Source organism: Ekhidna sp., from assembly GCF_039940915.1.
GTDB lineage: Bacteria > Bacteroidota > Bacteroidia > Cytophagales > Cyclobacteriaceae > Ekhidna.
The window spans coordinates 1-15,085 of the sequence record NZ_JBDVFO010000001.1 but is presented as its reverse complement, the minus strand read 5'-3'; the positions used below and the strand labels follow the sequence as shown (position 1 = coordinate 15,085).

The 15,085-nt window shown below is 42.6% G+C and carries 5 protein-coding genes; all 5 read left to right on the top strand.

Annotated elements, in window-relative coordinates; all coding sequences use genetic code 11:
• The first annotated feature begins 66 nt into the window (after positions 1–66).
• Positions 67–3,936 carry a DNA-directed RNA polymerase subunit beta gene (gene rpoB, locus ABJF57_RS00025; RefSeq protein ID WP_462235692.1) on the top strand — a complete coding sequence of 1,290 codons (3,870 nt, stop codon included), beginning with the start codon at positions 67–69 and terminating at the stop codon, positions 3,934–3,936.
• A gap of 55 nt (positions 3,937–3,991) precedes the next feature.
• Positions 3,992–8,302 carry a DNA-directed RNA polymerase subunit beta' gene (rpoC, locus tag ABJF57_RS00020; RefSeq protein ID WP_462235693.1) on the top strand — a complete coding sequence of 1,437 codons (4,311 nt, stop codon included), beginning with the start codon at positions 3,992–3,994 and terminating at the stop codon, positions 8,300–8,302.
• A 1-nt stretch (position 8,303) separates the two neighbouring features.
• Positions 8,304–8,636, top strand: a complete 333-nt coding sequence (locus tag ABJF57_RS00015) for a DUF3467 domain-containing protein (RefSeq protein WP_462235695.1) — start codon at positions 8,304–8,306, stop codon at positions 8,634–8,636.
• A gap of 426 nt (positions 8,637–9,062) precedes the next feature.
• Positions 9,063–12,272, top strand: coding sequence for a hypothetical protein (locus tag ABJF57_RS00010; protein WP_462235696.1), 3,210 nt, complete (start codon positions 9,063–9,065; stop codon positions 12,270–12,272).
• Between the two features lie 3 nt (positions 12,273–12,275).
• Positions 12,276–15,085, top strand: a 2,810-nt coding sequence (locus ABJF57_RS00005) for a hypothetical protein (protein WP_462235698.1), incomplete at its 3' end; no start/stop codon positions are given.

The window sequence follows — 15,085 nt, the reverse complement described above, 5'->3', positions numbered from 1 at the left end:
CTTTTCCTGTTTGTATGTAATGCTAAAAAGTCCTTTTCATTTTTATAAACTAAAACTCCGTAAGCTTTGGCTAACAACAATAACACGAGAATAAATTTCTCTTCAATCAAATCAGTTATTGATTATCCGGATTTTCTGGATGTACAATTAAAGTCATTTGTTGACTTTTTCCAGTTAGATACACCTGCTGAGAGGAAAGAAGGCGAAGGCCTTTATAAGGTGTTCATGGAAAACTTCCCGATCACGGATTCTCGAGAGAATTTCGTATTGGAATTTGTGGACTACACTGTAGACCCTCCAAAGTATAGCATTCAAGAATGCATTGAGAGAGGATTGACATATTCAGTTCCCTTGAAGGCTAAACTTCGTCTCTTATGTAACGATGAAGAAAATGAAGACTTTGAGACGATAGAGCAGGAAGTGTTTTTGGGTAACATCCCATACATGACCGAAAAAGGCTCTTTCGTTATTAATGGGGCAGAACGTGTAATTGTTTCGCAGCTACACAGATCTCCAGGAGTATTCTTCGCGCAAAGCAAGCATACGAATGGAACGCTCCTTTACAGTGCTAGAATTATCCCTTTCAAAGGATCTTGGATCGAATTCGCTACAGACGTAAACAACGTAATGTATGCTTACATTGATCGTAAGAAGAAGTTTCCTATTACCACACTTTTGAGATCAATAGGATATGGATCTGATAAAGAGATTCTTGATCTGTTTGGGTTGTCTGAAGAAGTTGAAGCAACAGCGAAGGATCTTAAGAAAGTAATCGATAGAAGACTAGCCGCAAGGGTGCTTAGAACCTGGACTGAGGATTTTGTGGATGAAGATACCGGTGAGGTAGTTTCTATCGATAGAAATGAAGTAGTACTTGAGCGTGATAGTATTATCACGGAAGACGACATTCAAACGATCATAGATTCTGGATCAAAATCCATCATCGTTCACAGAAAAGACGTGAATATTGCTGAATATTCAATCGTTTATAACACACTTCAGAAAGATAATTCAAACTCTGAAAAAGAAGCTGTAGAGCAAATTTATCGTCAATTGAGAAATACGGAGGCTCCTGACGAACAAACAGCTCGTGATATTATCACAAGTCTATTCTTCTCAGATAAAAGGTATGACCTTGGTGAAGTAGGGCGATACAGAATTAATAAGAAATTAGGAATTGATACTGATTGGGACAGAAGAGTATTGACTACCGAGGATATCATCCTCATTGTTAAATATTTGATTGGACTCATCAATAGTAAAGCGGTCGTTGATGATATTGACCACTTAAGCAATAGAAGAGTAAGAACAGTAGGAGAGCAACTTTACTCTCAATTCGGTGTTGGTTTGGCTCGAATGGCCAGAACCATCCGAGAGCGAATGAATGTTCGAGACAATGAAGATTTCAAACCCGTTGATCTAATCAACGCAAGAACATTGTCATCTGTAATTAACTCATTCTTTGGAACGAATCAGCTTTCTCAGTTCATGGATCAAACAAATCCACTAGCTGAGGTTACGCATAAAAGAAGAATGTCTGCACTAGGGCCTGGCGGTCTTTCGAGAGAAAGAGCAGGTTTCGAGGTACGAGATGTTCACTATACACACTACGGCAGACTTTGTACCATTGAAACTCCAGAGGGACCAAACATTGGTTTGATTTCCTCGCTATGTGTTCACGCTAAAGTGAACCAGATGGGATTCATTGAGACACCTTACAGAGAAGTAGGAAAAGGCACTGTAGATATGTCAGGTAATGTAAAATACTTGACTGCTGAAGAAGAAGATACCCACAACATTGCACAGGCTAATGCGCCATTGTCTGATAAGGGTAAATTCTTAAATGATAAAATCAAAGCACGATTTGAAGGTGACTTCCCGCTATGTAGCGAAGATGAAGTTACCTACATGGACGTAGCTCCAAATCAGATTGTATCGGTAGCAGCATCGATGATTCCATTCCTTGAGCATGATGATGCGAACAGGGCCTTGATGGGATCAAACATGCAGCGTCAAGCGGTACCTCTAATGAGACCCCAAGCTCCTATCGTAGGAACAGGTCTTGAAGAAAGAGTAGCGCTTGATTCCAGAGCACTGATAAGAGCAGAAAGAAATGGTGTAATCGAGTATGTAGATGCAAATAAGATTACCGTAAAGTATGATCTGGATCCGGAGGAGCAAGTGATCACTTTCAATGACTCAGTGGTAACATATGATCTTGTTAAGTTCAGAAGGACGAATCAGGATACATGTATCAACTTGAAGCCAATTGTTCAGAAAGGAGAAAAGGTAAATCAAGGACAAGCATTGTGCGATGGATTTGCTACTGAGAAAGGAGAGCTTGCACTTGGTATCAACATGCAGGTGGCCTTCATGCCTTGGCAGGGATACAACTTTGAGGATGCGATTGTAATCTCTGAGCGAGTCGTTCGAGAAGATATTTTCACATCAATCCACATCGATGAATTTGAACTTGAAGTAAGAGATACGAAGCGAGGAGAAGAGGAGCTTACAAGTGAGATTCCGAACGTTTCTGAAGAGGCGGTTAAAAACCTCGATGAAAACGGAATCATCCGAACAGGCGCTGAAATAAAAGAAGGTGATATTCTTATCGGTAAGATCACTCCTAAAGGAGAATCTGATCCAACACCGGAAGAAAAGTTATTGAGAGCAATCTTTGGAGATAAGGCAGGTGATGTAAAAGATGCTTCTTTAAAAGCGTCTCCTTCACTTAAAGGTGTTGTAATCGATACAAAACTTTTCTCAAGGCCTAAAAAGGATAAAGATGTAAGAGCTAGAGCTAAGAAAGAAGTTGAGCTTCTTAAGAATAGATATGGACAGCAATTATCAGAAGCTCGAGCAATAATGCTTGATAAAATTGCCCAGCTGATAGAAGGTAAAACCTGTCAAGGAATCAAGCATAAGTTTGGTGAAGAGGTGATGAGCAAAGGAGTGAAGTTCTCTAAAAAGAACATCGAAGCAAACCTATTCCCACCTAAGAATAAATATAGAGACGAGAGTAACTATAATGTACCGGAAGAGGCAAACTTGATTTCTGATTTAATTATCGAAAATTGGGTAACTGATGATGCGATCAACGAGGCAATATTCATGTTGATCAAAAACTACATGGGTTACCGAAATGATATTTCAGGACACTTCAAGAGAGAGCGATTTACACTAGAAGTAGGAGATGAACTACCAGCAGGTATCGTTCAGCTTGCAAAAGTTTATGTGGCGAAGAAGCGTAAGCTTCAAGTAGGAGATAAGATGGCGGGACGTCACGGAAACAAAGGGGTAGTAGCGAAGATTGTACGTGAGGAAGATATGCCATTCATGGAGGATGGAACACCAGTAGATATCGTATTGAATCCACTAGGTGTACCTTCAAGGATGAACATTGGTCAGATTTATGAGACCGTATTAGGATGGGCAGGATTGAAGCTGGATAGAAAGTATGCAACTCCAATTTTTGATGGAGCTTCTGAAGAAGAAGTTCAGAACGAATTGAAAGAGGCAGGCTTGCCAAGCTTTGGTAGAACGTACCTATATGATGGACTTTCTGGTGAGCGATTTGATCAACCAGTGACAGTTGGTGTGATATACATGCTGAAACTAGGTCACTTGGTAGATGATAAGATGCACGCAAGAAGTATCGGACCATACTCACTCATTACTCAGCAGCCGCTGGGTGGTAAGGCACAGTTTGGAGGTCAGCGTTTCGGAGAGATGGAAGTATGGGCCTTGGAGGCGTTTGGTGCAGCCAATGTGCTCCAGGAAATACTTACTATCAAATCCGATGATGTAATTGGTAGAGCAAAAGCTTATGAAGCGATCGTTAAAGGCGAGAACATGAATAAGCCGAACATTCCGGAATCATTCAATGTATTGATACATGAATTGAGAGGATTGGCTCTTGAAATTACCTTGGACTAATTAATTATTGACAATCATTCTCCCGAGCGATCGGGAGGCTTTATTGATATACAACATGGCGTTCAGAAAAAACAAAAAAATTCACAACGACTTCTCTAAAGTTACGATCAGTCTTGCATCTCCGGAATCGATTCTGGAAAGCTCGCACGGTGAAGTAACTCAGCCGGAAACGATCAACTACAGGACTTACAAGCCAGAAATGGGCGGTCTTTTCTGTGAGCGAATTTTCGGTCCGGTAAAAGATTGGGAGTGTCATTGTGGCAAATACAAAAGAATTCGATACAAGGGCATTATCTGTGACAGATGTGGTGTTGAAGTAACTGAGAAAAAGGTTAGAAGAGAGCGAATGGGACACATCGAGTTGGTGGTGCCAGTAGCGCATATCTGGTACTTCAAATCTCTGCCAAACAAAATCGGATACCTTCTTGGTGTACCGACGAAGAAGTTGGATCAGATTATCTATTACGAACGATATATCGTAATTCAGCCAGGTGTAAAAGAAGAAGATGGAATCGCAAGACTAGACTTTCTTACCGAGGAAGAATACCTGGATATTCTGGATAAACTTCCGCGTGAAAATCAATTGCTTGACGATGACGATCCAAACAAATTCATCGCCCAGATGGGTGCAGATGCATTGGAAATGCTTTTGGCAAGAACGAAGCTGGATGAACTTTCCTATGAGTTAAGACATCAGGCTGCTACAGATACTTCTCAGCAGAGAAAAGCAGAGGCTTTGAAGCGATTGAGAGTAGTTGAAGCATTTAGAGATGCCAAAACGCGTATCGACAATAGACCAGAATGGATGATCGTAAAAATGGTACCCGTAATTCCACCTGAATTACGACCATTGGTGCCATTGGATGGAGGTCGATTTGCAACATCTGATTTGAATGATCTTTACAGAAGAGTAATCATCAGAAACAATCGTCTGAAAAGACTGATAGACATTAAAGCTCCGGAAGTAATCCTTCGAAACGAGAAAAGGATGCTTCAGGAAGCAGTCGATTCACTTTTCGATAACTCAAGAAAAGTTAACGCAGTAAGATCTGATGGAAACCGAGCGCTTAAGTCTTTAAGTGATATGCTTAAAGGTAAGCAAGGTCGATTCCGTCAAAACCTGTTGGGTAAAAGGGTTGATTACTCTGGTCGATCTGTAATCGTCGTAGGTCCTGAGTTGAAAATGCATGAGTGCGGGTTGCCAAAGAATATGGCAGCTGAGCTATTCAAGCCATTCATTATCAGAAAGCTTATTGAGCGTGGAATCGTTAAGACAGTAAAGTCAGCAAAGAAAATTGTAGACAGAAAAGATCCAGTAGTTTGGGACATCCTAGAAAATGTACTGAAAGGACATCCAGTACTATTGAACAGGGCGCCTACACTTCACAGATTAGGTATTCAGGCATTCCAGCCGAAACTGATAGAAGGAAAAGCAATCCAACTTCACCCGTTAGCATGTACAGCATTCAACGCCGATTTTGACGGTGACCAAATGGCGGTACACGTTCCTCTGGGACACGAAGCAATTTTGGAAGCTTCCCTTTTGATGCTTTCTTCTCACAATATCCTTAACCCTGCCAATGGAGCGCCAATTGCGGTACCTTCTCAGGACATGGTATTGGGTCTTTACTACATCACAAAAGGTCGAAGAAGTACTGATAAAGAGAAAGTAGCAGGAGAAGGAAGAATTTTCTATTCTCATGAAGAAGTAATCATTGCCATGAATGAGAAGCAAGTTTCTCAGCATGCATACATCAAGGTAAGAACTACGGTAAGAAATGAGAAAGGTGAGCTAGAAACCAAGATCATTGAGACAGTAGCGGGTAGAGTGCTATTCAATGAATCTGTACCAGAAGAAGTTGGATTTGTAGATGAACTTCTTACGAAGAAGAAACTGCAGAAAATCATTTCCAATGTCTTCAAAATTGTAGGCATGGCCAAAACGGCTCATTTCCTTGATGATATTAAATCTCTTGGATTCCAGATGGCTTACAAAGGCGGACTTTCAATGGGACTTGACAACATCAACATCCCGGCAGAAAAAGAAAAATTAGTAGAGCAGGCGAAAGAAGAGGTTGATGCAGTATGGCAAAACTATCTGATGGGTCTGATCACTGACAATGAGCGTTACAACCAGGTAATTGATATCTGGACACGTACGAATACGATGTTGACCAACTCGCTGATGAAGCAGATGGAAGAAGATGATCAAGGATTTAACTCGATCTACATGATGATGCACTCTGGTGCAAGGGGATCGAGAGAGCAGATTCGTCAGCTTGGCGGAATGAGAGGTCTGATGGCCAAGCCTCAGAAAAACCTTCAAGGATCCGTTGGTGAGATTATTGAAAACCCAATTCTTTCAAACTTTAAAGAAGGTCTGGATGTAATTGAGTACTTCATCTCTACGCACGGTGCGAGAAAGGGACTTGCAGATACAGCTTTGAAAACGGCTGATGCGGGTTACTTGACAAGACGTCTGGTAGATGTTGCACAAGATGTAGTGATCAACGAAGATGATTGTGGAACCTTGAGAGGACTTTCTGTTTCGGCATTGAAAGACAATGAAGAAGTGGTAGAAGCGCTTTCTGAAAGAATTTTAGGAAGGGTATCTGTACATGATATTTATGATCCAATCACTGAGGAACTAGTAATCGAAGCTGGTGCTGAGTTTACAGAAGAGATATCAGATTACATTGATCAGTCTAGTATTGAAGAAGTTGAAATCAGGTCCGTATTGACGTGCGAAACCCGTCAGGGAGTATGTGCGAAGTGTTACGGTAGAAACCTTTCTTCTGGTAGAATGTCTCACGTTGGAGAGTCTGTCGGAGTTATTGCAGCTCAATCCATTGGTGAACCGGGTACGCAGCTTACGTTGAGAACATTCCACGTAGGGGGTACTGCTTCAAACATTGCTGTCGATGCAAACATCAAGGCTAAGTTTGACGGTGTAATCGAATTTGATGAGCTGAGAACAGTGAAGTCAACAGATGATGAAGGCAACAAGATCGAGGTAGTAATGGGACGTTCAGGAGAGATTAAAATCCTGGATGCGAAGAAAGAAAAAGTATTGATCTCTAACCACGTTCCTTATGGAGCAATCCTGAAAGTGAAGGATGGTGGTAAAGTGGCTAAGGGCGATGAGCTATGCTACTGGGATCCATACAATGCGGTAATCATGTCTGAGTTTGACGGTACGGCATCATTTGATTCAATCATTGAAGGCATTACTTTCAAAGAAGAATCTGATGAGCAAACTGGTCACAGAGAAAAAGTGATTATCGATACAAAGGATAAAACGAAGAACCCTGCGATTGAGGTTGTTGGAAAAGATGGAGAAACGCAGAAAGCATACAACATTCCTGTAGGAGCTCACTTAGCTGTAGATGAAGGAGTTAAAATTAAGTCAGGTCAAGTGCTTGCTAAGATTCCGAGGAAAACAGGTAAATCAAGAGATATTACAGGAGGCCTTCCAAGAGTAACTGAGCTTTTTGAGGCAAGAAACCCATCAAATCCTGCAGTAGTAAGTGAAATTGATGGTGTGGTAGAGTATGGTGGAATCAAGCGTGGTAACAGGGAAATTTACATCGAGTCGAAAGACGGTGTGAAGAAGCGTTACATGGTGCCGCTTTCTAAGCACATCTTGGTTCAGGACAATGATTACGTAAGAGCAGGAGATGCCCTTTCAGATGGTGCAATTACGCCAGCAGATATCTTGAAGATCAAGGGCCCTACAGCTGTACAAGAATACTTGGTGAATGAAATTCAGGAAGTTTACAGACTACAAGGGGTGAAAATCAACGATAAGCACATTGAAGCTATCGTTCGTCAGATGATGCAAAAAGTAGTGATTGAGAATCCGGGAGATACAAGCTTCCTGACGAATCAGTTGGCTGATCGATTCGTTTTCATGGAGGAAAATGACAACATTCTGGATAAGAAAGTGGTCGTTGATCCAGGAGATTCGTCGAACTACAAAGCAGGTCAGATCATCGACGCAAGAAGCTTGAGAGATGAAGTTTCCAGCTTGAAGCGTAGAGATTTGAAAGCAATGAGCACTCGTGATGCTGAGCCAGCAACAGGTAAGCCAACGTTGCAAGGGATCACGCAAGCATCACTTGGAACTGAAAGTTTCATTTCTGCGGCATCATTCCAGGAGACAACCAAAGTGTTGAGTGAAGCTTCCATCAAAGGAAAAGCTGATACACTCATGGGACTGAAGGAAAATGTGATCGTTGGTCACTTGATTCCTGCAGGAACCGGGATTAGAAAGCATCAGAATTACATTGTAAACTCTCAAGAAGAGTATGACAAGCTGGTGTCTTCTAAAGAAGAGTTTGAGTCGAAAGAAGTAGAAGAAGCTTAAGATGAGCGACGAGAAGAAAAAAGACGATAAGAATCCAAATAATCAGATCAACATAGAACTCTCGGAAGAAATTGCCGAGGGTGTTTATGCCAATCTGGCTATGATTGCTCACTCCAGCAGTGAGTTTGTTATCGACTTTATTCGTCTCATGCCAGGAGTGCCAAAAGCAAAAGTGAAGTCACGAATAGTACTCACGCCTGAGCATGCCAAGAGGCTCTTGCATGCGCTGCAGGACAACATCAAGAAGTATGAAGCTTCTTTTGGTGAAGTGAAGCAGGCGGATGAGATGCCAAAGTTTCCGCTAAATTTTGGTGGAACCATGGGCGAAGCTTGACAATAAAGAATAGATAGATAGATGAAAAGGTGTAGCGTTTGCTGCACCTTTTTTTGTGCTATTTTTTACCAACCCCACATATTCTTTGTTTTGCAAACAACATTTTCACCCGTCATTGTGTAGCTCTCTCCACCGGCATTGCAAGCCTGCCTGCCGTAGACAGGCGCAACGAAGCAATCTCTCAAACCTAGCGTCGCACTGTATTGCAAAAGATCCTACTTGCATTAAACCATTGTGAAAAAAATTATCATTTGATACATTTTTTATAATCGGTTGAGGCTTTTCACAAAAGCTGTTTTAAATTAACGGTTCAATAGCAAGTGCCACTTTTGATACCGCCTGTCGAAATCTCATTTGTGTTGCTCTTGGAGCGGGAGCTCCAGCTTATGTAACCGTACTATTAGAATTTTAATCACCAATTAACCAATGGTAAAAAATTACCCGCGTTCCTACTACAAAAAATCGTTTGTTTTTTTGACCTTATTGCTGCTCACTTTTTCGCTTCATGCGCAAGATGAGATTCCAGATTTCAACGCCGTGCCTCCAAGCCCTGATGTCGCAGCATACAATCAATACATAGACAATGAGATCAATGAGTTCACCGGAACAATGGATGTATCCGTTCCGATATTCACCATTGAGTTGGAGAACATCAAAGTACCCATTGGTTTAAAGTACAATACGCAAGGAATAAAAGTAGATGCTGAAGCGACCTCCATTGGAACCAATTGGTCATTGATTGGGCAAGGTTCAGTAAGTCGTACGATTAGAGGTTTACCTGATGAAATAAATGACTTATCTGCCAATGGTCAAAAGGGTTTCTTTCACAATAATGATCTGTATACGAATGGTATTTTGGATATGGGCAAAGTACTAGCTTGCAATACTTCTGTGAACATAGTTGGCCCTCAACCATATCCTGTCACAATAGCGGATGAAATAGCCAATGGATTAAGAGATTTGGAACCAGACTTATTTCATTATTCAGGACCTATGTTGGGAGGTAAGTTCCTATTTAGTCACTTGAAGGATTTGCGCAAGTTATCAGCCAATGACGATCAAATAAGCCAGCAATTCACAACAGATCCTACCATCACCAGCAACACCTGGACGATCACCTCAAATAAGGGGATCATCTACAAATACGGGACTGCTGAAAAAACGACCAGTAAAAGCATTTGCAACGGCTTGAAGGAAAGTTTTGACTTTTCGCAATCGACAAGTACGTGGGTACTGGATGAAATCATTGATGGAAATGATAGGGTGTGGTATGAGTACATTGATCATACCATTTCTACAGATAAAGCGATGGTACAGTCCAAGAAAATCCCCCTTGGTTTAGGTGTCAATCCAACACAAAATTATTGTAACACCAATACAACCATCAATGGCAAGTTGTTATCAAAAATTAGTTCAAGCAACGGTTATGTGATTGACTTCACCTATGCGACTAGAACGGATCTTCCCAACAGTAAGAGACTAGAAACAATAACCATTACCCGAAATGGTCTATTTGTCAGCAAGTTTAAATTGAAGAATGATAGCTATTACCCTGGTGGTGGCAAGCTAAAACTCGACGGTGTAGTTCAGCTAGATGAAAATGGTGGTGAACTTCCCTATCATTCATTTTCTTATTATCCAGGGCATATTCCTGCGGTAGGGGATTACAGTCAGGATTACTGGGGTTTCAACAATGATGCCCCCAACGTAGATCTTGTACCGCTATACCGTGACATGAATTATGCAGCTGGAGGGACTGCTAACAGATCGCCTATTTTAAATGCAACGCTAAAGGGAGCTTTGAGTGATTGGTACTTCCCTACAGGAGGGCATGTCCGGCTGACCTATGAGCTCAATACTTATTATGATGAAACGGGCCTGGTAGAAAAGAATTATTACCTAGAGTTGGCTCCCAATCAGGCTACGGGTTCTTCTCCAATTACGTTCAATGTACCAGCATCAACAGGATTGATCCGCAGTGAGTACCTGCCGTATGACCCGAACTCGACCGATCCAAACAAGACGGATTTGGGTTTGGACTTTAATACGGAAATCGGACTAAGGGTAGTGGGACAGACGGCAGATTATGATCCGGTAGCAGGTGCCGGCAACCTGGACTGGATCGAACCAGGCGATTACGAACTATACGGGGACAATCGGGAAAGTGTGCCCATTTGGATCAACGTAAAATTCATGGTGCAGGAAGCCGCCGAAAAACAGACCGGTGGACTGAGAATAAAATCACTTACCTATTATGAAAGTGGAAGTAACCTCGTTAAGAAAACAGCATATAGCTATTCAGACGATACAGGTAATTCAACAGGTCGTTTGTTCTCCAGAACGGATTTTGGAGAGAATATCACCACCTACGTTGAAGGTGAACTCCAAAGTGGGGGATTAGTATGTGAGATTGGTCAGGGGAATACCTATTTTAACGTAAGTGCACAGCCAACATCTCTGTTTTACGAAGGATCGCACGTTGGTTACTCACGTGTATCTAAGTCGAATGTGGATTTTTCTGTTTTTGAAGAGCCCACTTTAGGTAAACAAGTAATGGAGTTTTCTACTTATGTGGCTCCGCAGCAGCTAGAATATCCCGGGGTATTTACAAGTAGGGAAGTTGAATCTGGCAAAATAATCAGAGAACGGATTTATGATTCCAGTGATGGCCTTCAGAAGGACACAGAATATGAATATGAGTTAGATGTAAACACTGCTTCAAAAGTATCAAGTCATCGGTTGAAAAGAGTGCGAGATCGATTTTGCTATGAGTGTGTCAATACCGTTGGAAATAGCTCAACCAATGCTGATTTCAAATACTCATATTCGGAATTTGAAAAGGAATGGTACCGGTTGAAAAAAACCACTTCCAGATCATACGAAAAAGGAGTTCTGCTGTCCATGGAGACCGAATTCGGATATTCAGCATTTCATCACCAAAAGGAATACGAACGAATTACTGGCTTAAATCCTGAAGGAGTCATTCAAAAAGATTACAGTTGGGATGCCACCAACAGAGGGTTGTTAACCGAAACGACAACTACGCTTGAAAATTCTCAGAACGTTCAGATCGCTGGTGGTCAGTTTTTTTACGAAGGCAACAGGATCATTCGCGCGAGTAATTACAATACAGAAAGTATGTCATTTGAGTCGCAGAAACGATTCAGAAGAGATGCCGACGGAACGGTTTACACACAAGTCAATCGAGACGGTACTTCTTCTGTTTTTATTTGGTCATATGGAGATGAACGACGACTTGTGGGGGTTGTGAGCAATATCCCGGCGAATATCAATTTCACCATTGGTGAGCCGGAGGCTGCTACAAAGGTGGTTTTGGATACGTTTAGCCCTTCCATCACTTTGTATACTTTCTTACAAGATATCAGAGAGGAAACCAGTCATTCCATTATTCAAAGCAAGATGGAGGATCTAAGATTGGACCTGGAAGACGAACCCTATGATGTAGTAGAATACCAATACGCAGATGATTCAAAAGGTTGGACTTTTTCCGACATGATTGATTCCAATGGGAATAAAACGTCCTACAATTATGATGGCTTTGGACGATTAAGCACAGTCGTTTACAACGGAGATGTGCTCAAAAAATACACTTACCAGCTCAAAGAAACCGAATAAAACATGTCAACTCATATACATATACTTCTTTTAGAAATAATAGCTAAAAGTCAACGGAAATTTGTCTTTGGCCTGGCTGCTTTAGTGTTTTCTACGAGCTTAATGGCACAGCGAGGTGGAGGTGGGCCTAATGAGCCGATTTCAGTATCACTTACTGGTGAGAGATGCGCTGTGAAAGATGTTACGGAAACGTATACTGTTAGTATTTCTGCCACGGTTAGCTACACACATGCTTCCACAAGCTATACAGTCACAGGAGGTTCCATTGTTTCACAAGATAAAAATCAGGTTTCGGTACTTTGGTCTAGTACAGGGACTGGAAATGTAAGTGGAACCGCCATAATCAATGGGAATCCAATGACGGTACGAGGCATCAATGTTGCCGTGACGCAGGTATCCGGATCCGCAAGTCAGTGTGGTTCAGGCGCAGTTTCATATAGTCTTCTCGGATCTTACACCACAGTTGATCGCTGGGAGACCCGGTACAAGAATGGGACGGGTAGTTGGTCAGGCTGGAGCACAGTTTCGGGCTCAACAGGGTCTGCCTCAATCAACCCTACCTTGAGCCAATGGAGTTCCGGGGCAAGAACGTATGAGGTAAGAGCTGTCATTAGTGATCAATATTGCTCCACCACCTATCCAACAGCAACTACAATAGTAGATGCGGTGACCGTAGGAGGTACCATGTCTGGCCCTGCAACGAGCTGTGGTACTGGATCAGAGACATTCAGTTTAAGTGGACATACAGGGACCATTGAAAGATGGCAAAAGAGGTATAAAAATGGTAGCGGTAGTTGGACATCATGGACCACATTTGCAGAAAATGACAACATTACCAGCCTTGCGGTAGACTTCACTCAATGGAATTCAGGTGTCAGGACTTATGAGGTGCGAGCGGTTGTTAAAAGTGGATCATGTACCACTTCTTATCCCCAAAGAACAATTACCATTGATCCTCAGACAGTAGGAGGCAGTATTTCAGGAAGTTCCAATAGATGTGGAAGTGGCACCTTGGGGTATAGTTTAAGCGGTCACACAGGAACCATCCAGCGATGGCAATCCAGATATAAGAATGGAAACGGAGGCTGGACCAGTTGGTCTACGATTACAGAAACTGATAATGTAACCAGCGTTAGCCCATCACTGAGCCAATGGAGTGGTGGAGTTCGAACCTATGAAATTCAGGCGGTAATTAAAAGTGGAACATGCAGCACCAGCTATCCTAAAAAAACGGTAACAGTTGATCCGCAAACTGTAGCGGGGACTGTGTCAGGACCCTCCGGTCGTTGCGGAGCAGGTTCAGAATCCTTTTCACTTGCAGGCCATACCGGCACCGTAGCTAGATGGCAAAGCAGATATAAAAACGGTGATGGAGGGTGGTCTGGCTGGTCTACCATCACTGAGACAGATAATATCACCAGCTTAAGCGTTAGTTTTTCTGCAGCCCCTTCAGAGGTACGCACCTATGAAGTACGAGCGACGGTCCAAAGTGGATCATGTGGTGCCTTGTACCCGCAAAGCACGATCCAGATTTATCCAGCAACCGTCGGTGGGTCAATTACAGGAAATATTGAACGATGTGGTTCGGGAACTGAAACATTCGGAATTCAGGGATCAGTAGGAACAATCCAACGGTGGCAGTCAAGGTACAAAGATGGAAGTGGAAGTTGGACTGCTTGGTCTACCATCACAGAAACTGATAATGTAACCACTGTAAGTCCAACCCTCAGTCAATGGAATAATGGTGTCCGTACCTATGAGGTACAAGCTGTGGTTAAAAGTGGCACATGCAGCACCAGCTATCCTAAAAAAACAATAACGGTAAACCCACTAACGGTTGCAGGAAATGTTTCCGGGCCGGTTGAGCGCTGCATGGCAGGGTCGGAGACCTTTAGCATATCCGGTCATACGGGAACCGTGCAAAGATGGCAAACCAGGAATAAAAATGGATCAGGGAGTTGGTCATCATGGACAACCGTAGAAGAAACCGACAACATCACCAGTCTCAGCATTGGTTTTGTTGCAGCACATTTAGAAGTAAAGACATATGAAGTAAGAGCCGTCGTTAAAAGTGGCAACTGTGGGACTACTTTGTATCCTCAAAGTACCATTGAAATTAATCCGGGAACAGTAGGCGGCTTAATAACCAGTGTTGACGAAAAGTGTGGATCGGGAACAGAATCATTTAGCATTAGTGGAAATTTCGGAACAATTTTAAGATGGCAATCAAGGTATAAGAATGGTACGGGAAGTTGGACAAGTTGGTCGACGATAACCGAAACGGATGATGTCACAAATATAAATCCTACGCTCAGTCAATGGAACAGCGGCGTCCGAACCTATGAAGTACGAGCGGTTGTTCAAAATGAAACATGCAATGTTATTTATCCGGGAAAAACAGTGACTGTTCACCCACAAACGATTGCCGGGACTGTTTCCGGACCTGCCAGCCGTTGCGATGCAGGCACCGAATCCTTCAGCATCTCCGGTCATACCGGAACAATCAATAGGTGGCAAACGAGGTACAAAGATGGAGCCGGTAGCTGGACTAGCTGGAGCACGGTAGAAGAAACAGATGATATCACCAGCCTGAACGTAAGCTTTGCGGCGGCATCACCGGAGATACGGACTTATGAGGTGAGAGCCGAGGTTAAAAGCGGTACATGCGCAAGCTCCTATGCCCAAACCACGATTGAGATTTTCCCAACCACCATCAGTGGCTCCATCAGTGGAAATAGTGAGCGGTGTGGTTCAGGTGTCGAACCATTCACGTTGAATGGAAACGTAGGAACGATTTTGAGGTGGCAATCGAG